General features: G+C 43.2%; 18 protein-coding genes and 1 other RNA gene. 17 read left to right on the top strand and 2 right to left on the bottom strand.

From position 1 onward, the window contains the following. Positions 1 to 39: 39 nt before the first annotated feature. From thrC to mnmA, 13 genes are all read left to right on the top strand, one after another. Positions 40 to 1,524, top strand: a complete 1,485-nt coding sequence (thrC, locus tag G630_RS0110180) for a threonine synthase (RefSeq protein WP_026498508.1) — start codon at positions 40 to 42, stop codon at positions 1,522 to 1,524. Positions 1,525 to 1,554: 30 nt separating this feature from the next. Then, positions 1,555 to 2,928 carry a citrate/2-methylcitrate synthase gene (locus tag G630_RS0110185; RefSeq protein ID WP_026498509.1) on the top strand — a complete coding sequence of 458 codons (1,374 nt, stop codon included), beginning with the start codon at positions 1,555 to 1,557 and terminating at the stop codon, positions 2,926 to 2,928. 70 nt (positions 2,929 to 2,998) lie between these two features. Continuing rightward, positions 2,999 to 4,816 (top strand): aminopeptidase P family protein, encoded by a 1,818-nt coding sequence (locus G630_RS0110190; protein WP_026498510.1) that lies wholly within the window; start codon positions 2,999 to 3,001, stop codon positions 4,814 to 4,816. A gap of 150 nt (positions 4,817 to 4,966) precedes the next feature. Continuing rightward, positions 4,967 to 5,176: non-coding RNA, 6S RNA (gene ssrS, locus G630_RS24200), on the top strand. Between the two features lie 128 nt (positions 5,177 to 5,304). Beyond that, positions 5,305 to 6,531, top strand: coding sequence for an EAL and HDOD domain-containing protein (locus tag G630_RS0110195; RefSeq protein WP_026498511.1), 1,227 nt, complete (start codon positions 5,305 to 5,307; stop codon positions 6,529 to 6,531). Between the two features lie 186 nt (positions 6,532 to 6,717). Then, positions 6,718 to 8,019, top strand: a complete 1,302-nt coding sequence (locus G630_RS0110200) for an aminotransferase (protein WP_026498512.1) — start codon at positions 6,718 to 6,720, stop codon at positions 8,017 to 8,019. A gap of 11 nt (positions 8,020 to 8,030) precedes the next feature. Continuing rightward, positions 8,031 to 9,944, top strand: a complete 1,914-nt coding sequence (locus tag G630_RS21450; RefSeq protein ID WP_044959089.1) for a YgiQ family radical SAM protein — start codon at positions 8,031 to 8,033, stop codon at positions 9,942 to 9,944. A gap of 448 nt (positions 9,945 to 10,392) precedes the next feature. Further along, positions 10,393 to 11,403: an energy-coupling factor ABC transporter permease gene (locus G630_RS0110210; protein ID WP_022760545.1), complete on the top strand. Its 1,011-nt coding sequence runs from the start codon at positions 10,393 to 10,395 to the stop codon at positions 11,401 to 11,403. Beyond that, positions 11,403 to 12,176 (top strand): cobalt ECF transporter T component CbiQ, encoded by a 774-nt coding sequence (gene cbiQ / locus G630_RS0110215; protein ID WP_026498513.1) that lies wholly within the window; start codon positions 11,403 to 11,405, stop codon positions 12,174 to 12,176. Before G630_RS0110210 ends, cbiQ begins: the two co-directional genes overlap by 1 nt. A 61-nt stretch (positions 12,177 to 12,237) precedes the next feature. Then, complete coding sequence (locus tag G630_RS0110220; protein ID WP_026498514.1) at positions 12,238 to 12,984, top strand: energy-coupling factor ABC transporter ATP-binding protein; 747 nt, start codon at positions 12,238 to 12,240, stop codon at positions 12,982 to 12,984. A 38-nt stretch (positions 12,985 to 13,022) separates the two neighbouring features. Then, positions 13,023 to 13,346 (top strand): metal-sensing transcriptional repressor, encoded by a 324-nt coding sequence (locus G630_RS0110225; RefSeq protein ID WP_026498515.1) that lies wholly within the window; start codon positions 13,023 to 13,025, stop codon positions 13,344 to 13,346. A 91-nt stretch (positions 13,347 to 13,437) separates the two neighbouring features. Next, on the top strand, positions 13,438 to 14,070 hold the full coding sequence (locus G630_RS0110230) for a hypothetical protein (protein ID WP_022760549.1): 633 nt from the start codon (positions 13,438 to 13,440) through the stop codon (positions 14,068 to 14,070). 76 nt (positions 14,071 to 14,146) lie between these two features. Continuing rightward, positions 14,147 to 15,232, top strand: coding sequence for a tRNA 2-thiouridine(34) synthase MnmA (gene mnmA / locus G630_RS0110235; RefSeq protein WP_026498516.1), 1,086 nt, complete (start codon positions 14,147 to 14,149; stop codon positions 15,230 to 15,232). Positions 15,233 to 15,256: 24 nt separating this feature from the next. Here mnmA and G630_RS21455 read toward each other — a convergent pair whose 3' ends face one another. Continuing rightward, complete coding sequence (locus tag G630_RS21455; protein ID WP_049946166.1) at positions 15,257 to 15,898, bottom strand: NUDIX hydrolase; 642 nt, start codon at positions 15,896 to 15,898, stop codon at positions 15,257 to 15,259. Between the two features lie 91 nt (positions 15,899 to 15,989). On the opposite strand from G630_RS21455, the gene G630_RS0110245 reads away from it, so the two are divergent. From G630_RS0110245 to G630_RS23560, 3 genes are all read left to right on the top strand, one after another. Further along, positions 15,990 to 17,099 carry a cation diffusion facilitator family transporter gene (locus tag G630_RS0110245; protein WP_026498517.1) on the top strand — a complete coding sequence of 370 codons (1,110 nt, stop codon included), beginning with the start codon at positions 15,990 to 15,992 and terminating at the stop codon, positions 17,097 to 17,099. 166 nt (positions 17,100 to 17,265) lie between these two features. Then, positions 17,266 to 19,149: a DUF3298 and DUF4163 domain-containing protein gene (locus G630_RS0110250; protein WP_026498518.1), complete on the top strand. Its 1,884-nt coding sequence runs from the start codon at positions 17,266 to 17,268 to the stop codon at positions 19,147 to 19,149. Positions 19,150 to 19,277: 128 nt separating this feature from the next. After that, complete coding sequence (locus G630_RS23560) at positions 19,278 to 22,991, top strand: carbohydrate binding domain-containing protein (RefSeq protein ID WP_049946167.1); 3,714 nt, start codon at positions 19,278 to 19,280, stop codon at positions 22,989 to 22,991. Positions 22,992 to 23,100: 109 nt separating this feature from the next. Here the strand turns inward: G630_RS23560 and G630_RS0110260 are convergent, their stop codons facing one another. Further along, positions 23,101 to 23,844, bottom strand: coding sequence for a helix-turn-helix domain-containing protein (locus G630_RS0110260; protein WP_022760555.1), 744 nt, complete (start codon positions 23,842 to 23,844; stop codon positions 23,101 to 23,103). Between the two features lie 157 nt (positions 23,845 to 24,001). Between G630_RS0110260 and G630_RS0110265 the strand changes: the two genes are divergently transcribed. Further along, complete coding sequence (locus G630_RS0110265) at positions 24,002 to 25,366, top strand: sodium-dependent transporter (protein ID WP_022760556.1); 1,365 nt, start codon at positions 24,002 to 24,004, stop codon at positions 25,364 to 25,366. Positions 25,367 to 25,404: the final 38 nt, after the last annotated feature.

Below are 25,404 nucleotides of genomic sequence, written 5' to 3' on the forward strand. Positions count from 1 at the left end.
AGCACTTAGAAAATAAGAAAAACAAAGGAGCGTGGCAACATGAACGTTATGTATTCAAGTACCAGAGGTGATAAGAAGAAGGTAACAGCTTCACAGGCTATTCTGCAGGGGCTTGCTTCGGATGGAGGACTTTTTGTTCCCGACAGCATTCCGAAGCTTGATAAGAGTCTCTCAGAGCTTAAGGAGATGGATTACCGCGAGACAGCTTATCAGGTTATGAAGCTTTTACTGTCCGATTTTACTGAGGAAGAGCTTCGCTACTGTATTGAACATGCCTATGACTCCAAATTCGATACACCTGAGATGGCACCCATGACCGAGGCTGACGGAGCATTTTATCTGGAGCTCTATCATGGAAAAACCATCGCATTTAAGGATATGGCACTTTCAATTCTGCCTTATCTTATGACCACAGCTGCCAAGAAGAATCAGATCAAGAATGAGATCGTTATTCTTACCGCTACCAGCGGAGATACAGGTAAGGCTGCACTTGCAGGCTTTGCTAATGTGCCCGGAACAAGAATCTGCGTATTCTATCCCAAGAATGGCGTATCACCTATCCAGGAAAAGCAGATGGTAACTCAGGAGGGAGACAACACCTGCGTTATCGGAATTGAGGGTAACTTCGACGATGCTCAGACCGGAGTTAAGAAGATATTCACAGATCCTGATTTTGCAAAGGAACTTGATGAGAAGGGCTTCCAGTTTTCATCAGCTAACTCCATCAATATAGGACGACTTGTTCCTCAGATTGTATATTATGTTTATGCATACACAAGACTCCTTAAGGAGGGCAGAATTGCAGAGGGAGACCCGATAAATGTTGTGGTTCCCACAGGTAACTTCGGTAACATCCTCGCTGCATATTATGCAAGTAAGATGGGACTTCCGATCAAGACCTTTATCTGCGCATCAAACTCCAACAAGGTTTTATATGATTTCTTTAAGACCGGAGAGTATGACAGAAACCGTGAGTTCGTGCTCACAAGCTCACCTTCAATGGATATTCTCATCTCATCTAACCTTGAGAGACTTATTTATCACATCGCAGGTGATGATGCAAATGCAGATGCTTCCTATATGAAGGAGCTCTCTGAGAACGGAAAATATGAGATTACAGATTCTATGAGAAAGGAGCTTGACTGCTTCTACGGCGGATTTGCCACAGAGGAGGAGACAGCTTCCGCAATAAAGAATCTTTTTGACAACACAGGATATCTTATCGATACACATACAGCAGTTGCTTCAAGCGTCTACGACAGATATGTAAAGGATACGGGCGATAAGACTGTTACGGTTATCGCATCTACCGCAAGTCCTTACAAGTTCACCAGAAGCGTTATGCAGGCTCTCGGAAAAGACGATGCAAGTCTTGACGATTTCCAGCTTGCAGACAAGCTCTCAGAGGTTTCAGGGGTGGAGATTCCTGAAGCAGTTACCAGCATTCGCGACGCTAAGGTTAGACATGATAAGGTTGTGGCAAAGGACGCACTTGCTGACGCAGTTAGGGATTTCCTTCGATGAGGGTATGATGAAACAGGAGGTTGTATGGGAATGAGTCATAACGAGACAAACATTTACACAGATAACACACCACAGTTATCCGGTCTCGCGCAGATTGTTGAGACCGCCGATCAGATAGATCCTGAGCTTTTCACAAAATTTGATGTAAAAAGGGGACTGCGTGACTTAAATGGTAAGGGCGTACTGACAGGTCTTACAAATATATCCACCATCAATGCCACAAAAGAGGTAAACGGAGAGAGAGTACCGGCAGACGGTGAACTGTACTACCGCGGAATAAATGTTAAAGAGATTGTTCACGGAACAGCAAGCAAGACAAAGTACGGATTTGAGGAAGCAGCGTATCTTCTTTTATTCGGAAAACTTCCCAATAAGGATGAACTCCAGGGCTTTACTGAGCTTCTGGGCTTTTACAGATCTCTGCCCACAGGCTTTGTAAGAGACATCATCATGAAGGCACCCAGCCGTGATATGATGAATACCCTTTCAAGGAGTGTACTTACGCTTTATTCCTATGACGATCATGCTGACGATGTTTCTATGCCCAATGTACTCAGGCAGAGTCTTCAGATGATAAGTCTGTTCCCGCTCCTTGCTATTTACGGATACCAGGCTTATAACCATTATCATGAAGGGAAGAGCCTTTTTATACATCCGCCGAAGGCAGAACTGTCTACGGCTGAGCATATTTTGTATCTGCTTCGTCCGGACAGTAAGTATACTGAGCTGGAGGCTAGACTATTAGATATTTGCCTGATTCTTCATATGGAGCACGGTGGTGGTAACAACTCGTCCTTTACGACTCACGTTGTGAGCTCATCCATGACAGATACTTATTCCGTTATTGCTGCGGCTATCGGTTCACTTAAGGGACCCCGTCACGGCGGCGCGAACATCAAGGTTATTCACATGTTTGAGCAGATGGAAAAAGAGCTTAAGGACTGGTCCGATGAGGAAGAGGTCAAGGAGTATTTGAAGAAACTTCTTCACAAGGAGGCCTTTGATAAAGCAGGACTTATCTACGGTGTAGGACATGCTATCTACTCAAAGTCCGATCCAAGAGCAGTGCTCCTTAAGGAGTACACTGTACAGCTTGCTGAGGAGAAGGGCATGGAAAAAGAGCTTGCTCTCTATGAAGCTGTTGAGAGACTTGCACCCGAGGTTATCAGCGCAGAGCGCAAGATGTACAAGGGCGTAAGTATAAATGTCGACTTCTACTCAGGTTTTGTTTACAAGATGCTCGAGCTTCCCGAGGAGCTCTTTACTCCGATGTTTGCAATTGCGCGTATCGTCGGCTGGAGTGCTCACAGAATGGAAGAGCTTGCTAACAACAGCAAGATTATTCGCCCTGCTTATATGGCAGTAAGCGACTATAAAGACTATATCCCTATGGAAGACAGGTAAAATGCCTTCCCCCTAGGGGGAAGGTGGCGCGAAGCGCCGGATGAGGGGATTTTTGGAGGCAAAAAATAAGATGAATGATTTAATAATGGGCAGATTATCCGCCCTTAGAGAAAAAATGGCAGCAAACGGCATTGACTATTATCTGATGCCGACTTCCGACTACCATAACTCGGAATACTCAGCCGATTTTTTCAAAGCACGTGAGTATTTCTGCGGCTTTACAGGCTCAAACGGAACTCTCGTGGTATCCGCCGACTGGGCCGGAATGTGGACTGACGGAAGATATTTTATTCAGGCCGAGAGAGAGATGGAGGGTACAGGAGTTACTCTTTACAAGATGGGAGAGGAAGGCGTTCCCACAATTTCAGAATACCTCTCTGAGAATATGAAGAACGGACAGGTTCTCGGTTTTGACGGAAAAGTGGTTCCTGCAAGAGAGGGACTTGCTTATGAAAAGAAGCTGAAAAAGAATCAGGTAAAGATAAAGTTCGACAAGGATCTTGCCGGAGAAGTCTGGAGTGAAAGACCTGCTCTTCCTTGCAATCCTATATATGTTTTGTCGGATGAACTCTGTGGCAAGTCCTTTGCGGACAAGCTTGCCGATATCAGAAAAGTTATGGAAGAGGAGAAAGCAAACGCATATCTTCTCTGCAAACTTGACGATATTTGCTGGCTTACGAATCTTCGCGGAAATGATGTGGAATGCAATCCCGTTATACTCAGTTACCTGTTCATAACTAAAAAGTCTGTAAGCATGTTTGTACAGATTGAAGAGTTAAATGATGAGGTCCGCGCTTACTGTGCCAATAACGGAATCGAGATTATCTCCTATGACAGGATAATAAACTGGCTCGATGAATATGAGTATGAAGGCTTAACACTTTATGATGAGAGAAATGTAAGCTATTCGGTTTACAGAACAATAAAGGATAATTCAGAAAGCAGCGGTGCCAATATCAAGAACATCTACGATCCGACAGAGATGATGAAGGCATGCAAAAATGAGACTGAGATAAAGAACATCAGGGAAGTTTACATAAAGGATTCCGCTGTTCTTACGAAGTTCATCTACTGGGTTAAAAATGAAGTTAAAAACGGCACATTGAACGAGTATACCGCTGCAATGCATCTGGATGAGATGAGATCTCAGATTCCCGGATTCATTGAGCTTTCATTCCCGACAATCAGTGCCTATAAGGATAATGCTGCTATGATGCACTATGAAGCAACAGCGCAGTCCAATGCAGAGCTTAAGCCGGAGGACTTCCTGCTTGTTGATTCAGGAGCAACCTACATGGGCGGAACAACTGATGTTACAAGAACCATAGTTCTCGGTCCCGTATCCGATGAAGAGAAAAAGCACTACACACTCACCGCTGTGGGAATGCTTCAGCTCGCCAATGCACATTTCCTTGAAGGCTGCAACGGTAGAAACCTTGATATTCTTGCAAGACAGCCCCTTTGGAATATCGGAATCGATTACAAGTGTGGAACAGGTCACGGAATCGGATATATGCTTAATGTTCACGAGGGACCTCACAGCATAAGATGGAAGTCCAGATCTTCTGAGGATGAAGCACCGCTTAAGGTAGGTATGATCATGTCGGATGAGCCCGGCGTATATATCGAGGGTAAGCATGGAATCCGCATCGAGAATATCCTTGAGGTTGTATACGGTGAGAAGAATAGTGACGGACAGTTCCTTGAATTCCGCCATCTTACCTATGTACCTCTCGACCCTGATGCCATTGATAAAAAGTATCTGCAGCCTCGCGAGATTGATGCAATCAATGAATATCAGAAACTGGTTTATGATACAATCTCACCTCTTATCGAAGAGAATGAGATAAAAGAATGGCTTAAAAAACAGACCAGACCGATTAAATAATTATTTCATAAAAAAGCGCGTGAAGTGTAGATTTCATGCGCTTTTCTTCATATTAAATTAATAATTTTTTAGGCAAAATCTATTGATTTAGCGGGGTGTAGGTTTATAATGTAATTAGAAGCTGACGCAGATCAGCGTTTCGAGCCAAGTGCTCGCCTGGGATGCTCGACAACTCCGGTGTAATTTGAACCTACATTTACTTTAAACGGGACACCTAGATTGCATTTTCCAATGTCACGCCTCCGGCCCTGCACATGTGCAGACAAGCTATGGGAGAGGAAGACAGCGAAAAGGGCTGCGGTAACCCACCTGGCGTTAGCTAGGAGTCAAATAACCGGAACCGGCATTCTCGGGATTATTTCAAAACAGCCTTAGGGGCTGTTTTTTTTTCATACATATTTAATAAACGAAACAATTGTGTATGTTTTTTCGTAATGATATAATAAATTGACAGACAAATGTACGCGAACTTTGAAAGGAGTATTGAAATGCTTGCTTCATTGATTCCTTTGTTTGATGATGAAATGAAAGTCTGTGCCTATTCTGTATTTGCACAGAGAGATAATCATCTGATGAATCCTTATCTGATGGGGACCGGGTTCTTGGATAATGTTGTCAACATTGTAGGTCTTGACATTGTGGACAGCGTTGGAACAAATGTCCTTTCCGGAGGTAAGGAAGTCTTCGTTGAGATCAACAATATTTCACTATTTGCCAATATAGAGGAACAGTGCAGAGCACCTAAGAACATAATAGTTCTTCTTCTGGATACTTCGGTGCTTCCTGAGGAGCCTTATCTGTCAAGGCTGTGGGATCTTCGAGGACAGGGGTACAAAATTGCGATAAGAAAGCTTGCAGGTAATCAGTTTGAGACCTATAAGCCTATTCTGGAGATGTGCGATTATATTCTTCTTGACCACCGCAAGGTGAATATCAGAAGTGCAAAGATATATTTTACCAGAGCTTATCCTGACATCAAGCTATGCGCTGTTGGCGTGGACACCAAGGAGGACTACGACAGACTTACTTCAGACGGGGCCTATGATCTGTATGAAGGTATTTTCTTCAGACTTCCGGTAGAAGAATCCGAGAAGACCGTAGCTCCTTTGAAGGTTACATATATTGAGCTTTTGAATGTTGTCAACAATCCTGATTTTGATCTCCAGGCTGCTGCTGATGTAATCGGAAAGGATGCCGCTCTTGTCATTTCTATGCTGGAAATGGTTAACCACATGAGCCTCAATTCTGAAATTACTTCCGTAAGACATGCGGCTGCAATGCTTGGACAAAAAGAGCTTAAGAGATGGATAAATACAGCGGTAACGAAGGAACTTTGCTCCGATAAGCCAAGTGAGATTACACGTATTTCCATGGTGAGAGCAAAATTTGCCGAAAATCTTGCTGAGTGCTTTAAGCAAAAAGGCCTTGCACCGGAGCTCTTCCTAGCCGGACTGTTTTCACTTCTTGATGTCATGCTTGACCAGACTATGGAACAGTCACTTAAGCTGGTGCATGTATCCAAGAAGATTGAGGATGCTCTCCTTAGACATACAGGTGATCTGTGGCCTGTATTACAGTTCATGTTCGAATATGAGAATGCTTCCTGGCAGGAGGTTTCACGTCTCATGATTACCGAAGAAATCGACATGGATGCGACCTACAAAGCTTACACGGATGCACTCAAGTGGTACAGAGATTTGATTGATCCAATTTGATTATATTTTTAGTGTTAATAGTCTATAGTGCCTTCCCCCCCTTTGGGGGAAGGTGGCGCGCAGCGCCGGATGAGGGACTCTAACTGTTGCATAAAAATGCAGCAGCTTTTTTATTTTCTTCCTATTTATTTATATTTGTTGTATAATCTTTAGAGTTTAAATCGAAGTAAGGAGCCTACAGTTATGATTAAAGATTACAAGGAGATGAATAAAGAAGAGCTTGAACGCGAGCTTGCCAACATGCGAGCAGAGTACAAGAGATACCAGGCCATGGATTTGACCCTCAACATGGCGAGAGGTAAGCCCTGCCACGAGCAGCTTGATATTTCCATGGGAATGATGGACGCGCTTAATTCCGGCGCTGATCTTTCCTGTGAAGACGGAACAGACTGCCGTAATTACGGAGTGCTTGACGGCATACACGAGGCTAAGGTCCTCATCGGAGCTATGATGGAGAATAAGCCTGAAAATATCATTATCTACGGCAATTCATCACTTAATGTAATGTATGATACAGTTTCAAGAGCGTATACCCACGGAATCATGGGCAATACTCCCTGGTGTAAGCTTGATAAGGTTAAGTTCCTTTGCCCTGTACCGGGATATGACAGACATTTCGCAATTACAGAGTATTTCGGAATAGAGAATGTTCCGGTTCCCATGACACCCGAAGGACCGGATATGGACATGGTAGAGAAGCTTGTTTCCGAGGATGAATCAATAAAGGGAATCTGGTGCGTTCCGAAGTATTCCAATCCTCAGGGATATTCATATTCAGATGAGACAGTTAGAAGATTTGCAAGACTTCGCCCCGCTGCAAGAGACTTCAGAATTTTCTGGGATAACGCATACGGAATTCACCATCTCTATGATGATGATCAGGATTATCTGATTGAGATTCTTGAAGAGTGTAAGAAGGCCGGAAGTCCCGATATGGTTTACAAGTTTTCATCGACTTCCAAGATCACTTTCCCCGGAAGCGGAATCGCTGCCCTTGCAACCTCTCTCAATAACCTTGAGGAGATCAAGGCTCAGCTTTCAAACCAGACCATCGGACACGATAAGGTTAACCAGCTCCGTCATGTGAGATTCTTCGGCGACATCGAGGGCATGAAGGAACATATGAAAAAACATGCCGAGATCATAAGACCTAAGTTCGAAGCAGTTCTTGAGATTCTCGACAGGGATCTGGCTCCCTATAAGATCGGTGATTGGACAAGACCCAAGGGAGGCTATTTTATCAGCTTTGATGCACCTGAGGGCTGTGCTAAGGCTATTGTAGACAGAGCTAAGAAGGCCGGAGTTACCATGACAGGTGCCGGTGCAACCTTCCCTTATAAGAAGGATCCCAAGGACAGCAACATCCGTATTGCTCCTACATATCCTTCACTTGCGGATCTTCGCACAGCAATGGAGATCTTCACGGTATGTGTTAAGCTTGTATATGCAGACAAACTCTTAAAAGAGATGAACGAAGCGAACGCATAAAAGAGGTAAGAATGAATCAATTTCCTCCAATCAGCAAAGAAGACATGAAAGAGCGCGGTATAGATCAGCTTGACTTCGTCTATGTATGCGGCGATGCCTACGTAGACCATTCAAGTTTTGGTGCCGCCATCATAACAAGAACATTAGAGACTCACGGTTACAGCGTGGGCCTTATTTGTCAGCCCGATTTCAGGGATGAAAACAGCATAACGGTTCTCGGAACGCCCAGACTCGGATTTCTGGTCTCTGCCGGTAATATGGATTCCATGGTGAACCATTACACAGTTGCAGGAAAGCGCAGAAAGACTGATGCCTACAGTCCGGGCGGCAAGATGGGACTTCGTCCCGATTATGCGACTATCGTATACTGTAATCTCATTAGAAAAGTTTATAAGCATGAGCCCATAATCGTGGGCGGTATTGAGGGAAGCCTTAGAAGACTAGGACACTACGATTACTGGTCGAATAAGGTAAGGCGCTCTATTTTGCTTGATTCCGGGGCTGATATTATATCCTATGGAATGGGCGAAGTAAGCATAGTCGAGATAGCGGATGCCCTGGCTTCAGGCATGAATATCGCTGATGTTTCCTTCATAAACGGCACTGTTTATAAGACCAGAAACGAGGAAGACATATACGATGCGATTAAGCTTCCGTCGTTTGAAGAGATTAAGTCAGATAAAAGAAAGTATGCCGAAAGCTTTAGCATACAGTATAAAAATACGGATCCCTTTAACGGTAAACGACTGTATGAAACCTATGACGGCAGCCTTTTTGTGGTGCAAAATCCCCCTGCAAGACCGCTTACACAGCAGGAGTTTGACGATGTCTATGAGAGAGATTATATGAGGGCCTGGCACCCCGTATACGATGCTGCGGGAGGTGTACCTGCCTTTGATGAGATAAAATATTCCATTACCTCCAACAGAGGATGTTTTGGGGAGTGCAATTTCTGCGCTCTTACTTTCCATCAGGGGAGAATAGTTCAGGCTAGAAGTCATGAGTCCATCATTAAAGAGGCCAAGCTTTTTCTTGAAGAAAAGGACTTCAAGGGCTATATCCATGACGTCGGAGGCCCCACGGCTCAGTTCAGAAAACCTGCCTGCAAAAAGCAGATGAAGCTCGGAGCATGCCCGAATAAGAAATGCCTTCATCCGGAGGTTTGCAAAAACATGGACGTGGACCACAAGGACTACCTCAGCATTTTAAAGAAGCTCCGCGCACTGCCCGGGGTTAAAAAGGTCTTTGTAAGGTCGGGAATAAGATTCGATTATCTGCTTGCGGATAAGGATGATACATTTTTACGGGAGCTGTGTAAGCACCACATCAGCGGGCAGCTGAGAGTGGCTCCTGAGCACATCTCCGATAATGTTCTAAGTAAGATGGGTAAACCCGGCGTTAAGGTCTATGATCGTTTTATTGAAAAATTCGATAGAGTAAACAAGCAGCTTGGAATGCAGCAGTATGCAGTGCCTTACCTGATGTCATCGCATCCGGGAAGCACCCTGAAGGATGCCATAGCTCTTGCTGAGTATCTTTGCAAGCATAAGCTCAGCCCCGAACAGGTTCAGGATTTTTATCCCACGCCCGGCACGGTTTCTACCTGCATGTACTACACAGGTCTTGATCCGCTTACTATGGAGAGTGTGTATGTGGCAAGAGATCCGCATGAAAAAGCGATGCAGAGAGCACTCATTCAGTTTAGAAGACCTGAGAATTACGATCTTGTTAAGGAAGCGCTTCTTCGCGAGCACAGAGAGGACCTTATCGGCTTCGGACCGCAGTTCCTTATTCCGCCCCGCAAGCCTTCTCAAAGCATAAAGCATGAAGAAAAAGGAAATGCTTCAAAAAGAACTTCTAATAAAACAGGTGGCGCGAAGCGCCGGATGAGGGAATCTAACCCTAAGAACAAAAGGCGAAAATAAAAAAATCCCCCATTAATGGAGGAGGAGCTGTCAGATGGGGAATCTGACAGCTCTGGTATGAAAAAAGTTTTGTTGGGGGAGTCAGAAGTTCTCACTTCTGATACTTGTATAATACCTTTAATGTTTGTCTAAAGTATGTACATAGCCTAAAAGAAGCATAAGATTTATAACCAAAGTCTGAACTAATTATAATAAAATCATAAACTAAACTAATAATGCAAAATATACTCTTAAATATGATTGTAACTTTTCTGTTTATCGTATTCCATAATATATCTCATAAAATATAACGATACATAAAAATACGGATTTTTGGCGAAAAATAACCCCCTGGGGGGCTTGCGACTTCTGCCTGTAAAGCTATAATTCTTCTTGAGCAAAAAGAAAATTCAAAGTTTTGAAGAGCTTTTTGCCACGTATTTTCAACAAATCAGGAGGATTTTTTACTATGCACATGGCGGATGCTTTGGTTTCACCTGCAGTAGCAGGCACTATGTATGTACTATCCACAGGAGCGGCAGCTTACTCAATCAAACAGGTTAAAGAGGAGAATGATCCTAAAAAAATCCCTGTAATGGGCGTTATGGGTGCATTTGTTTTTGCAACACAGATGCTCAACTTTACCATTCCGGGCACAGGTTCATCGGGGCATCTTTGCGGAGGCATGATGCTTTCAGCTCTTCTTGGTCCTTACGCAGGATTCCTTACCATGATTGGAGTCCTTTTGGTACAATGTCTGCTGTTTGCGGACGGAGGTCTGCTAGCCTTGGGGTGTAATGTATGGAATATGGCCTTTTATGGGTGTTTTGTAGGTGCCCTTTTGATATGGAAGACCATTATGAAAAAAGGAGCAACCAGAGGAAAAATACTTTTAGCTTCAATACTTGGCTGCGTCTTGACACTTCAGATGGGAGCTTTTTCAGTTACTCTTGAAACCCTGGCTTCAGGAATTACAGAGCTTCCGTTCTCGGTATTTGTTGCTACCATGCAGCCGATTCACCTTGCAATCGGAGCGGTTGAGGGCCTTATTACAGCAGCAGTACTTATTTTTGTAAATGAGGCAAGACCTGAGCTTCTCTGGGGAGTTGGAGATGAGAGCAAGGCAAAGGAAGGAAAACTTTCACTTAAGAATACTATTGTGGTTCTTGGTGTTATTGCAGCTATCTGCGGCGGTATTGTTTCACTTTTCGCTTCAGCTTTTCCGGACGGACTTGAGTGGTCTATGGAGAAGGTTGCGGGAACAGCAGAACTTGAAGCAGCAGGCGGCGCTTATGAGGTTGCAGACAGCATTCAGACAGCAACATCACTGCTTCCCGATTATGCGTTTAAGAACAGCGAAGCAGCTGTCGGCACGAGCTTTTCAGGAATAGTAGGTGCTTTGGTAGTTGTTGCTATCCTGATCGGTGCATGCTATGCATTTAAGTTCTTTAAGAAGGATAAACCTGTCGGAAATATTTAATGGATTCAATAGAAAAAAGATTACGTGAATTTCAAAAGATACAGGAGTTATGGCAGCGTTCCCACTGGATGAATGACCTTCATCCTCTGGGAAAGCTGCTTATTTCCGTTATGTACATTTTTACTGTGGTATCCTTTGATAAATATGCCCTGGCACCACTTATTTTGATGGCTGTATATCCTGCTTTCGGATTTATAGTCGGTGAGTTGTCCCTTAGAATGGGAATTTATCGCATGAGACTTATTTTGCCGCTTGTACTTTTCGTTGGAATTCTCAATCCGTTTTTTGACAGAGATATATTGTTTTATGTGGGTGAGATTGGTATAAGCGGCGGAGTTATCTCAATGATCACGCTTATGCTGAAGGGTTTTTATGCAGTGCTTGCCGCATATATACTGATTGCTACGACATCCATTGAAAAACTGTGTCATGCGCTGAGACTGATACATGTTCCAAAGATTATAGTCATTGTAATTCTTCTGATTGAGAGATATTTTTTTATAATGGGCGAAGAGGCAGACAGAATTGCCACCGCATATAAGCTCAGAGCACCGCGCCAGAAGGGAATCCACTACTCGGCCTGGGGAACCCTCGTTGGAATGTGGCTGATAAGAAGTATGGACAGAGCGGGTGTTGTTTATGAGAGTATGCTCCTTAGAGGCTTTAAAGGAGATTTTGACATGGAAGAAATTAAGGCTAGGCCTTTTGATATAATATACACAATCGCCTGGATAGCGATATTTGTATTTATAAGAAATATAATTAAAATATGATGAATAATAAAGCCTTCCCCCACAGGGGGAAGGTGCCCGAAGGGCGGATGAGGGGACCTATATGCAAACCGGAGTACACGGCGAACTACTAACAATTGAAAACCTGAACTTTTCCTATGAAAAGAATGCCCAGGTATTGTTTGATATCAATTTTCATGCATCCGAAGGAGAGAGTATCGGACTTATCGGCGCGAACGGAATCGGAAAGTCCACATTATTAAAGCTTCTTGTGGGATTGTACCTTGATTATGACGGGAAACTTGAGGTGGCAGGTCATCCTGTAAACAGCAAGAACTTAAACCATATAAGGGAGCACATAGGCTACGTTTTTCAGGATTCCGACAGCCAGCTCTTTTTATCGACAGTAGAAGATGATGTGGCCTTCGGACCAAGAAACTATGGGCTCTCCAAGGATGAGGTTGAAAAGAGAGTGACCGAGGCACTTCAAAAGGTGCATATCGAGGAACTTAGAAAAAAGCAGAACTTCAAGCTCTCCGGAGGTGAGAAAAAGCTCTCCGCAATAGCTACGATTCTTTCCATGGAACCTGATATAATACTTATGGATGAGCCTTCAATCGCTCTTGATCCAAGGAACAGGCGCAATCTCATAGGTGTTTTGAACGAGCTTTCATGCCTTATAATAATTGCATCCCACGATCTTGATTTCATAATGGATACCTGCGAGCGAGTGGTTTTGCTATATGATGGCAGGATAGAGGCAGACGGAAAAACAGATGATATACTAAGAGATAAGAAGCTTTTGGAAGACCACGGATTGGAATTGCCGCTGAGGTTTCAGAAGGTATAAAATGGTTTAAAAAGTAACATGCAGTATGAGGTCTAATAATGAAAAAAGGTGAACATAAACACGAACACGATTCCGAACATATTCATAGTCATGCGCACTATCATTCTCCGGAGATAAAAAAGAAGCAGATAAACAGGCTTAGCAAAGCTATCGGACATCTGAATCATGTAAAAGCCATGATTGAAGAAGATGAGGATTGCGCAGATGTATTGATGCAGCTATCAGCAGTTAATTCAGCGCTTAAAAGCCTTGGTAAGGAAATAATCAACGAGCATATGACTCATTGCATAATTCATGCCATAGAGGATGGCGACACCAGTGCGGTGGAAGAATTTCAGAAGGCTGTTCAGAAGTTTATTTAATAGAATTGTTTTGTGGAATACATCGAAAAATGGTAGGATAAACTATATAGATTATTTTCTTAAATTTTCTTTATGAGGAGGGTTTAAAAAGTTGGATAAAACTAAGGAACTGTACATCAGTGACACAGAAGAGAAGGCACAAAAGGCACTTGATACAGTGGATGCTTTTATTAATCATCAGGGGCTTTCAGGCAAAAGGGCTATTCATTTAAGACTTCTTGCCGAAGAGACAATCGGAATGGTTAAGGCCATGACCGGCGATTATCAGGCACTTTTCTGGATGGAGCATGAAGACGGCGAGTACAGAGTTAAACTGCTTGCTAAGACGAAGATGAATCTTGAGAAAAAGGAAGAGCTTCTCTCTGTAGCAACCTCCAAGAAAAATGCAGCCGCTAAAGGCTTCATGGGAAAAATCGGGGATATCATAGAGAACGGACTTCTCAATTTTGATGAAGTAATGTCCCTTCAGCAGGAATATGGCGGAGGAGCAGCCGATTTTACGATGTGCGGAATGGGTGCTCCGGGCGAGCTTCCTCCTATGGGAGATCCGCTTATCTGGTCGCTTAGCAACTATAAAGATGCATTGGATGAAGCCGATGATGAAGAGGATGATGTTAAGGAGGCAAATGACGAGCTTGAGAAATCAATAGTTGCAAGTCTTGCCAAGGATGTTATCGTCGGAGTTAAAAAAGACAGCGTGGATATGACAATTATCTGGAGTTAAGAAAAAGGGCATCGAGGTAAACAGTTCAGATCACTGTGAGCCGTCGATGCCTTAATCATCAGTATAAGGAAGAAAGATGGACAAGAAAAAGACAGCACTCATTGCCATGAGCGGCGGAGTGGACAGCAGCGTTGCAGCTGAGCTTATGAGCGAAAAGGGCTTTTCATGCATAGGCTGTACAATGAGATTATATGAAAATGACATGATAGGCGAGGATCTTTTCGGCACTTGCTGCAGCAAAAAGGACACCGATGATGCCAGAGCCGTGACGGAGAAGATTGGAATTCCCTATCACATTTTTCACTATGAAAAAGAGTTTATAGATAACGTAATAGAGCCCTTTGTATGCAGCTATGAGCGCGGAGAGACACCTAATCCCTGCATAAGATGCAACAAGTATCTGAAGTTCGATATTCTTTATAAAAAGGCGAAGGAGCTTGACTGTGAATACATCGTCACAGGACATTATGCAAGGATAGAGGAAAAGGACGGCCATTTTTATCTGAAAAAAGCAGTGGATGATACCAAGGACCAGAGCTATGTCCTATATGATCTCACAGAGGAACAGCTGTCACACACGATGTTCCCGCTTGGAGAATTTAAAAAGACGCAGGCTCGAGAGATTGCGGAAAAAAATGAATTTGTGACCTCTCACAAGAGCGACTCCCAGGATATATGCTTTGTGCCGGACGGAGACTACGCATCCATGATAAAAAGGTACAGAGGTAAGGAATATCCGGACGGAGATATAGTTGATAAGAACGGAAATGTAATAGGACACCACTATGGGCTTATCAATTATACCATCGGACAGAGAAGAGGTCTCGGGGTTCCTGCAGACAAAAGGCTTTATGTCACGGAGATTGATACCGAGAAAAACAGAGTGGTTCTGTCTGACAACGAGGATCTTTTTAAGCGTGAGGTGACAGTCAGGGATTTCCACTGGATAACAGGAGAAATGCCAAAGGGCGATATCAGATGCAGCGCCAAGATAAGATATAAGCATAAGGAACAACCTGCAACCGTAACCCTTCCCGAAAAAGAGGGCGGAATCTGCAAAATTCTTTTTGACGAACCTCAGCGCGCGATAACCGCAGGTCAGTCAGCGGTTTTGTATGACGGAGATATCGTGCTTGGAGGTGGGATAATCTGCAAACAGTAGAAGCGTGCAAATAAGGAAACCAGCTTATTCAGCCGGTTTTTTGCTGTTAATCTGTTCCAGGAAGCTGTGAAGGAGCCTTCCTGTAAAGCCCCAGACGATCGGATCGGTATCCTCATAGATCCACATGTCATACTTTTGAACATGGAAACCATAGGTGCTTTTTCCGCCGGTAACTTTTTCAAAAGGGAAATTGTCCGGCGCAAATGTTTTCTTCTGCATCTTATAACATACAGGAGGGTGCTCCTGAAGATAGGACACCGGATAGGTAAAGAGTTTCTCGACTTCATCTTTTGAATAGGTGAAGTCGTCTTTTTTTACAAGTCCAACAAACGGATAGATTATTGCACCTGTGGGGCCCATTATGGGCGGAAGCTCTGAGAGGATTTCGATGTATTCTTCAGATCTATCATGATCGAGCTTTGAAAACAATTCTTCAAAGAATTCTCTTATGGCAGCCTCTTTTGGCGTCTCCCCTTCTTCAATCCGACCTCCCGGAAAGCATACTTCTCCCGGTTGAAATTCAAGTTTATGAGAGCGCTCCTCAAAGAGAATGTGCATCTCACCATCTTTTTCAATTAGGGGGATGATAACAGCGGAGCTTCCCTTAGAGACGGCAGGTGTGTTATTAAGTTTATCTATTTTTTCAAGGATTTCTTTTTTATTCATAGCTCTATTATAGTACTTAAGACGTTTTTATTGCTATAATGGGAAAAGTATTATGGCTTTACAGAAGAAAACAGCATGAGGAGATATACGTATGGACAGAAATAAGACAATCATCAAAACAAGCATAATAGGAATTGTTACCAATATTCTTCTTGCAAGCTTTAAGGCAGCAGTTGGTATAATTTCCGGCTCTATCGCGATCGTTCTTGATGCGGTGAACAACTTGAGCGATGCGCTTTCATCAGTTATCACAATTATTGGAACGAAGCTTGCGGGAAAAGAGCCAGATAAAAAGCATCCCCTTGGCTACGGAAGAATCGAGTACCTTAGTGCGGCTATGATTTCGGTAATTGTTCTCTATGCCGGTATCACTTCCTTTGTGGAATCTATAAAGAAAATCATTAGCCCTGAAAAGCCATCTTATCAGACAGCGTCTATTGTAATCATTGCTGTTGCGGTAGTTGTAAAAATAGTTCTCGGAACCTATGTGAAAAAGGTGGGAGAAAAGGTTAATTCCGAATCTCTTGTTGCGTCAGGTCAGGATGCGAAGCTTGATTCGGTTATCTCAGCAGCTACTTTGCTGGCAGCCATAATTTTTCTTGCAAGCGGAGTCAGTCTTGAAGCGTATCTCGCTGCAGTGATTTCTATAGTTATCATTAAGGCGGGCCTTGAGATGCTTCGCGATAATCTGTCGCTGATTCTCGGGGAGAGAGTTGACTTTGAACTTTCAAGTGAAATCAAGAAGACGATAGCATCGTTTCCTGAGGTGCAGGGAGCTTATGACCTACTCCTTCATAATTACGGTCCGGACAGGTACATTGGTTCGGTGCACATCGAAGTTCCGGAGGATATCACAATTTACAGACTCGATCAGCTTCAGAGAGAAATAGCAGCCAAGGTCTATGAGGAGCACGGCGTTGCGATTGAGGGTATCAGTATATATTCTCAGAATTCGGATTCTTCGGCAGCAGGTAAGCTCAGAAATAATATTGCTAAGAATATACTCTCCAAGCACGATACAGTAAAACAGATCCACGGTTTTTATCTTGATGAAACCAAGAACATCGTAGCTTTTGACATGGTTGTTTCTTTCAAGGAGAGCAATAGAGAAAAACTTCATGATGATGTCATCTCTGAATTAAAGAGCGTATATCCGGAGTATTCGTTCCAGATAAATCTTGACAGGGATTTTAGTGATTAAGATGTAATATGAAGAAAACTAAATATTTTCTTGTGTTTTTTGCAACATTATAGAGGGGATATTTGTATTATAAGTGAAGCCGTTTTAGGGTAACAATAAACGGTATACTACGAAAAAAGGAGAGACCGAGGGCAATTACTGCATATCGGGGAGGTTTTAAGGAAGTATGATGTATAAGAAAATGAGATCATTTGGAACAATGATGAGCCTGGTGCTTACGGCATCAATGATTAGCGGCTGCAGCATAGCTAATCCGCAGGAACAGATTGACGCAGTAGTGGATAGTGGTGAGTCGGAAAACTCAGATACACAGACTGAAGAACAGGTAAAGGTTGATACTAAAGACGGTATTGGCAGCAGTGAGCATACAAATATATTAAGCGGAGATGATGGTAGTCAGGATGCTCCGGGATTTTTCTCAGATGAAACAGGTAGTGAGAAAGAAGACAATACAGATGAAAAAATGTCATCCGATCAGAGCGTAAACACCGCATATACTGTCGGCGGACCTACCTACAAGCTTGTAACCAAAGAATACAGTATAAAATATGATGGTGATGTAACCTTCCCTGAAAATAATGAAAACAGCAAGGATTATTCCAATGGAATATTGTTCGAGGGAGTAACGCAGTCGGTACTGATGGATGAGGAGTGGAAGGATATATATCCGGAACTCTATAAAACTCTGTATGACCAGACTCAGAATGTAATCGATAAGGCTGATGGATGGGCAAACAGTACAGCGGAGGAAGCAAAGGCCCAGTACGAAGACAGCGCACAAAACGGATACTCATTTTTCGGCCCATTTGAAAATACGGATGATTACAGTATAAAGCGTTCCGATAATACTGTGCTTAGCATATATTGCTTTAACTATGAGTTTACCGGCGGAGCTCATGGGATTTATGGTGCTTCAGGCCAGACCTTTGATGTGAAATCAGGAAAAGAGCTTGATCTCGGGGATGTTGTGACCTTTTCGGAAGAGCAGCTTAATGAGATAATTCTTTCAAAGCTTCACGAAATCGAGGAGTACGAGGGACAGTTTTCAATGGCAGAGGATAGCCTTAAAAACTATCGGTATAATGCGGAATTTGACGTGAATTCGGATACCCATGAATACAAATATATATGGTATATGGCTGGTGACGGCATTCATATAATATTTAATGTCTATGAAATAGCGTCCTACGCCGACGGTATGCAGGATATCATGATCGGATATGAAGAATATCCCGGACTTGTTGAAAGCAGATTCATTCCCGAGGAGAACACCGGCTATTGCAGAAGAGAAGATATCCCGGTTTGGAAAAAAGGCTATGACTCAGATATTCATTACATCCACTACAACTACTATCCTACAGATTACGATGATATGGATGACGAAATGATCTCCGCGGAGGATCTTGAGCTTGTTATGGAAAACGGCAGCAGTGCAAAAATCGGAGGCGGCTTTAGCATAAGACGTGATAGAGGTCTGAAATCCTACAGAGTCGGCACACCGGAGGGCAGAGAGTATATTTATGTCATAATTCCGATGGAAAATGACTACTACTATCTTAACGTATTTGATATAACAGACGGAAGAGTGACTTATGTCGGAGACCAGGGATTCCATTACCTGGAGGAGTCTATCTACGGTGGTTTTGACATAGATACGTTATATTCGAATCCTGATAATATGCATTTCGGTCAGGTGCTTAACAGCCTCGGTACTTATACCTGCTATGGTTCTTACAAAGTAGGGAAAAACGGAATGCCTGAGCTTGTATCAAAGGAATTTCACATTGCCTGGAAGTCGGAAGAGGCTTACAGCAAGACTAAGCTAAGCGCTGATATCGTCGGAGAAGACGGAACTGTTCTTCAAAGCGGTGTTACTCTGCCGGTAGGGACACATGTTATCCCCTATAAAACCGATGGAGAGACCTACATTGACTGCAAGCTTGATGATGACCGGATTGTAAGATTTACATATACTTCCTTTGTGTATCCGGCTTCATTAAAAGAAGGTGAAGTGGACGAACTGTTTGAGGGATTGCAGTACGCGGGATGAGATAGATGATTTTTATTTATGCTTGGTTCCGTAATGAAAATTATAAAAAAAGCATAAATTTGATATAACCTTTTTCTAAAATTATCTAATATAGCTTTACCGATTAGATTTTTGGGAGGAAAAAGGACATGAAAAACAAGCAATTGGGAAGGTTGTTTGCGATGACAATGGCAATGGCCTTAACGGTTACAAGTGCTCCGCTTTCAGTAAGAGCTGAGGAAGAGGCTTCGGAGGAAAGCGTGGCAGAAGCTGCTGTTGATTCCGCAGAAGGAGAAGGCGTGGATAAAAGCAACGATGGTCAGTATTCTCTTGTATGGGAGGATGAATTCGACGGTGAAACCTTGAACACCAACGACTGGAATGTTGAGCAGCATGACCCCGGTTGGGTTAATAAAGAGAAGCAGAGATATACCGCACTTGATGAGGGCAATATCGAAGTGCATGATGGTATGCTCCATATTATCTCAAAATATGAGGAGGCTGAGGTTGAGGATACCGAAAGTGAGAGCGAGGACCAGGGCGAAGCTAACTACGACTCAGTTGAATTTAGCACATATGGTTTTGATTTCGATATGGGCGGAGAATCATCTACAACAACTCTCCAGCTTAATTTCGGAAAAGTAGATGGCGAATTCGGTGAAGCAGCTGCAACGGTTTTGATTGACAGTGTTTCACTTAAGGATATTACCGATGGAGGCGAGGGTGTTGAAGTTTTGAAAAACTCAGACCTTGACTCATCAGACGGGGAAAGACCTGACGGTTGGGAACTTGGAATTACAGATCCTGCTAAGGGTGAGTACAGCGTAACAGACGGAGTGCTTAAGATTAAAATAGATGAGTGCGGAACTGAAAACTATCACGTTCAGTTCCAGCAGAAGGATTTTGAACTTATCCCAGGTCACAAGTATCATTTTGAGATGAGCGCCGTAGCAGACAATAACAGAACTGTTCAGGTTAATGCTATGGACTATTCAAACTGGGGTTGGTTTGGCGGTTCTGCGATGACAGTTGGCGGAATCGGAGAGCTTCCCGAGGCTGGCGGATCTGTTAAGACTGTAAAGGGTGAGATCACTTCAGGAAGAATCACAACACAGAACCTTCACGATTTTACCTATGGACGTTTCGAAGCAAGAGCTAAGGTTCCTGCATCAAAAGGACTTCTTCCTGCATTCTGGCTTATGGCTACAGACGAAGGTCTTTACGGACAGTGGCCTAAGTGCGGTGAGATCGACATCATGGAGGTTATGGGACAGAATACAAGCAAATCCTACCATACCATCCATTATGGATACAGCCAGGATACACATAAAGAGAACCAGGGAACAAAGGTTATCGGTGAAAACGGATTCTCCGATGAGTTCCATGATTTCAGAGTTGACTGGGAACCCGGCCTTATCACCTGGTATGTTGATGGCGAGCAGGTTTACCAGACAAATGACTGGCACACAGGTACCGATGATGATAACCAGGTTACATATCCCGCTCCTTTTGATCAGGACTTCTACATCATTCTGAATCTTGCAGTAGGCGGAAGCTGGGTTGGTTATCCCGATGACTATCACGACATTGACGGAGAAGAGTTCGTTGTTGATTATGTGAGAGTATATCAGAAGGATGAGGCTTCTTACTCCCAGGGTGAAGAAGTTGCAACACGTCCTGAGAAAGAGCCTGTACAGTACAGAGAGCCCGTAGATGGCAACTATTTATTAAACGCAGATTTTTCAGCTCCGGTAGACGAAGATAAGGATAATAATTCAAGCAAGAACTGGGTGCTTCACCTGCAGGATGATGCAGAGGGATCAACAGCAGAAACAGCTGATGGTGCAGTTACAATTACTCCTTCTGCAGAAGGCGGACTGAGCTACAGCGTACAGCTTAAGCAGGCAGGTATTCCTATGTACAAGGGCTGGGAGTATGAGCTTTCATTTGATGCATACTCTACAGAGAACAGAAGCATAGTAGTAGATGTTTCCGCGCCCGATCGCAACTGGAGCAGATATCTTGCTGATACAACAGTTGATATTACTCCGGAGAACAAGAATTATACTCTTGATTTCACTATCAATGATAAAACTGATCCCAACGGTTCACTTGAGTTCAACCTTGGAGCGCTTGGTTCAACAGCACCTGTGACAATTTCAAATGTTAAGCTTGTTCATAAGTCCGGAGAAGAGATTCAGGAGACTAATGAAAAGACAATCCGTCCCGACGGAAACTATGTATACAACGGATCCTTTGACCAGGGCGATAAGAGGCTTGGTTACTGGGAAGTTGTGGAAGAGGATAAGGATAACGTATCCGTAACAAATACAAAGAACAAGAGAGAGCTTATGGTTAAGGTTGAGGTTCCTGAAGGAACTTCAGAGACTAACCCTGTGACAATCTCACAGGCTGATCTTGCTCCTTTGGCAGCAGGCGAGTACGATTTCAGCTTCAGCGCATACACAACTGATGGTGAAAAGGACGGTCTTACAGCTACAGTCGCAGGCAAGACCTTTACACCTGAGCTTACAAATGAGAAGAAGAGTTTCAGTAATGTACTCGTTGTTGACAACGATCTTACAAGAGAAGAAACCGGAGTTGAGTTCACATTTACAAAGCCCGGAACATACTTCCTTGACGATGTATTTTTAGCTGAAAAGTCACTCCTTAAGAATGGTTCATTCAACGCAGGAATGACAGCTTTTAAGACTTATATTGATGGTGCGGCAAAAGCAAGCAGCGTAATTGACAGCATGAACGGTAACTCCAATACCTTCGCAATGAGTATCGAGGATACAGGAGATGCAGGAAATGACTGGTACATCCAGCTCAACCAGGATGATATCAAGCTTCAGAAGGATAAGTACTATAAGGTTGCTTTCAGAGCAAAGTCAAGCATAGAGCGTAAGATTAAGTATTCCGTAGGTCATAACGGAGAGACCGATAATGACTGGTCAACCTATGACGGAGCTTTTGTAGAGACAGTTAACGGTGATTGGAAAGAATTTACAAGCGCATTCCAGATGCCTAAGGATGATGCTGCAAGATTTAACATCACAATGGGATCTGTTGACGGAGTACAGATTACAGATAAGCACGATGTTTACATCGATGATATCTCACTTGTAGAGATCACTAAGGAAGAGTTTGATAAGTTAAATGGCGCTGTGGCACCTGCTCCGGCACCTTCAGAGACACCTGCAGAAGAGCCTGCAGAAACTCCTTCAGAGGAGAAAACTTCAGAAGTGGCTCCTACAGAGGAGAAGACTTCAGAGGCAGCACCTGCACAGGAGAAAGCTTCAGAAGTTGCTCCTTCCGAAAACAAAAGCGAGGAAGCAGCACAGCAGCCTGCACCTACAGTTGAAACCAAGAAAAATGAGCCTGCAAAGGTTCAGTCTAAATCCAACAATAATGGTAAGGCTGAGAAGGGCGAAGTAAAGGCTTCAAAGAACAAGGTTTACAAGGTAACAGGTAAGGGCGAAGCAAGCTTCAAGCCTAACACTGGTTCAAAGAAGAAGATTTTCACAGTTCCTTCAACCGTTGTAATTGATGGAGCCAAGGTTAAGGTAACAAAGATAGCAAAGAACGCATTCAAGGGTAACAAAAAGGTTAAGAATGTAACTATTGGAAAGAATGTTACCACGATCGGTAAGAACGCGTTTAACGGCTGCGAAAACCTTAAGAAGATCACTGTAAAGGGTGATGATCTTACTAAGATTGACAAATCAGCCTTCAAAAATTGCAAACATGATAAGGACTTCATAGTTGTAATCTATGCATCTAATGATGAGAACTTTGTTAGAATAGCTAAGCTCTTCGAGGAAGCCGGACTTACAGGTGTAACCTTCGTCCGTAAATAATTTATGCTTGTCGTTCCGGGCGGCATGCCGCCCGGTTTGATAGTTCTCCCTATATTTTTTTATCATACCAAAATCCCGCACAATTCAAGTAATTGTGCGGGATCCCTTTTTATTTCCATGTAGTACCATAATATGTTTCGCGATACTTCTTAGGTGTCATTCCGGTCTCTTCGAAAAAGAGCTTACTGAAATGACTCTGTGAAGAGAAGGAGAGATAATTGGAAATATCAATTATTGAATAATCGCTGAATCTGAGCAGATTCTTTGCTTTGTCCAATTTGACATTCCTTATATAATCACTTGGGGATATCCCCAGTTCTTCCTTGAATAATCTTGAGATATGACTTGTTGAAGTCTTCATATGTTCAGCAAGATCATCAATAGTGATGCGGTCGTTTACATTTGTATAGATGTAATTCAGGCATTCGTTTGTTGTCTTAGAAAGATTTGCGTTGTGCTTTAAATCCTTCATCCTGACGGTGTAGTCCATTACCATCTTGGAATGAAGATCCGATATTTCATTGATAGTCTTTATGTCATCGAGCTTTTGTATATAAAAATCGCTGAGTCTGAAGGCGCGCTCCATCTCCATGCCCTTTTCGGTGCATATTCTGGTGATGAGTGCTACCGTCACAACAAAATGATATTTGAGATTCTGGAGAGGATCCCTTGAGAGGGTACCGGTTCCGTTGGCATCCAGGAATCTGTGGTTGTCGATGTTTTCCTGGATGGCATCCACATCCCCACTGGCTACACTCTGATAGAACATGTACTCATCATTCTGCTGGCGGTGTATCATCTCGCTCTCTGACAGATTCAGTTCATTCTCTTCCCAATCCTTGGATAATAACATAGTAATAACTCCGTAGTTACTTAAAAATTAAGTTGTTTATGCAACTATAATAGAACAAAATTGCTGATGTTTCCAATAATCTTTTTATTAATCCTAAGTGTAAATGTGATAAAATTATATTTGGATTTTGTGTATGAAAGTTTGAAGGGAGTTAAAAATGTACGAAGAACAGAGGGGAAGCTTCGGCTCAAGACTTGGATTTATTCTGGTAAGTGCAGGCTGCGCAATCGGTATCGGTAATGTATGGAAGTTTCCGTATGTGACGGGAGCTAACGGCGGCGCAGTATTTGTGCTTTTTTATTTGCTCTTTCTTATTCTCATGGGAATTCCCGTAATGACAATGGAGTTTGCCATCGGTCGTGCCAGTGGGCAGACTGTGGTGCGCGGCTATCAGAAGCTGGAGAAGCCGGGACAGAAGTGGCATATACACGGATGGATGTGTATTATCGGATGTTATCTTCTCATGATGTACTACACCACGGTTTCAGGCTGGATGGTTGACTACTTCTACAAGTTTGCGTCGGGACAATTTGCGAATGTAGCTACCGAAGGAGTAGAAGAGGTCTTTGGAAATATGCTGGCTAATCCAAAGGAGATGGGAATCTTTATGGTGATAACCGTTGTGTTCGGATTCCTGGTTTTAAGCCTCGGCGTTGAAAATGGACTTGAACGCGTCAACAAGGTCATGATGATTGGTTTGCTTGCTCTGATTATAGTTCTGGCACTTCATTCGTTGACACTGGAGGGTGCGGCAAAGGGTGTTAGCTTTTATCTCCTTCCCAGCTGGAAGAGAGCCATGGAGGTTGGAATCGGCAAGGTTATAAGTGCAGCGATGAACCAGGCCTTCTTTACACTGAGCCTTGGTATCGGTGCCCTTGAAATATTTGGTAGTTATATGTCAAAAGAGAATTCTCTTACCGGAGAAGCAGTGAGAATATGCGCGCTTGATACCTTTGTAGCGATCATCTCGGGCCTTATCATTTTCCCTGCATGTTTTAGCTATAACGTTGAACCCGGTCAGGGGCCTGCGCTTATTTTCATAACTTTGCCCAAAGTATTCTTGAATATGAATCTTGGAAGATTATGGGGAACATTGTTCTTTATATTTATGACCTTTGCAAGCTTCTCGACAGTTACTGCTGTATTTGAAAATCTCGTGGCATTCCTTACTGATAACCTTGGATGGAGCAGAGGAAAATCAATTTTTGTAAACTGCATATTTATCCTTGTAGCAAGCATTCCCTGCGTACTTGGCTATAATGTCTGGAGTGATCTTCACATCATAGGAGCAAGGGATGTCCTTGATTCCGAGGACTTTATTGTAAGTAACATCCTGCTTCCTCTGGGATCACTTATATTCCTCTTGTTCTGTACAACAAAGTTCGGATGGGGCTTTGACAAATATATTGAGGAAACAAACACCGGTGTCGGCATGAAAATGCCTCACATCCTCAAGTATTATTTTAAATTCATCCTCCCTATCCTCATAGCCATAATCCTTATCCAAGGCCTCTTACCTTGATTAGTTACCGCCGTAGTTAATTTCTAAAAATACTATAC

Source organism: Butyrivibrio sp. WCD2001 (assembly GCF_000424485.1).
Lineage (GTDB): Bacteria > Bacillota > Clostridia > Lachnospirales > Lachnospiraceae > Butyrivibrio.

Bases quoted from the DNA above. Each gene is read 5' to 3' on its own strand.
- thrC (WP_026498508.1), top strand. From the start codon at position 40: ATGAACGTTATGTATTCAAGTACCAGAGGTGATAAGAAGAAGGTAACA.
- G630_RS0110185 (WP_026498509.1), top strand. From the start codon at position 1,555: ATGAGTCATAACGAGACAAACATTTACACAGATAACACACCACAGTTA.
- G630_RS0110190 (WP_026498510.1), top strand. From the start codon at position 2,999: ATGAATGATTTAATAATGGGCAGATTATCCGCCCTTAGAGAAAAAATG.
- G630_RS0110195 (WP_026498511.1), top strand. From the start codon at position 5,305: ATGCTTGCTTCATTGATTCCTTTGTTTGATGATGAAATGAAAGTCTGT.
- G630_RS21450 (WP_044959089.1), top strand. From the start codon at position 8,031: ATGAATCAATTTCCTCCAATCAGCAAAGAAGACATGAAAGAGCGCGGT.
- G630_RS0110210 (WP_022760545.1), top strand. From the start codon at position 10,393: ATGCACATGGCGGATGCTTTGGTTTCACCTGCAGTAGCAGGCACTATG.
- cbiQ (WP_026498513.1), top strand. From the start codon at position 11,403: ATGGATTCAATAGAAAAAAGATTACGTGAATTTCAAAAGATACAGGAG.
- G630_RS0110220 (WP_026498514.1), top strand. From the start codon at position 12,238: ATGCAAACCGGAGTACACGGCGAACTACTAACAATTGAAAACCTGAAC.
- G630_RS0110225 (WP_026498515.1), top strand. From the start codon at position 13,023: ATGAAAAAAGGTGAACATAAACACGAACACGATTCCGAACATATTCAT.
- mnmA (WP_026498516.1), top strand. From the start codon at position 14,147: ATGGACAAGAAAAAGACAGCACTCATTGCCATGAGCGGCGGAGTGGAC.
- G630_RS21455 (WP_049946166.1), bottom strand. From the start codon at position 15,898: ATGAATAAAAAAGAAATCCTTGAAAAAATAGATAAACTTAATAACACA.
- G630_RS0110245 (WP_026498517.1), top strand. From the start codon at position 15,990: ATGGACAGAAATAAGACAATCATCAAAACAAGCATAATAGGAATTGTT.
- G630_RS0110250 (WP_026498518.1), top strand. From the start codon at position 17,266: ATGATGTATAAGAAAATGAGATCATTTGGAACAATGATGAGCCTGGTG.
- G630_RS23560 (WP_049946167.1), top strand. From the start codon at position 19,278: ATGAAAAACAAGCAATTGGGAAGGTTGTTTGCGATGACAATGGCAATG.
- G630_RS0110260 (WP_022760555.1), bottom strand. From the start codon at position 23,844: ATGTTATTATCCAAGGATTGGGAAGAGAATGAACTGAATCTGTCAGAG.
- G630_RS0110265 (WP_022760556.1), top strand. From the start codon at position 24,002: ATGTACGAAGAACAGAGGGGAAGCTTCGGCTCAAGACTTGGATTTATT.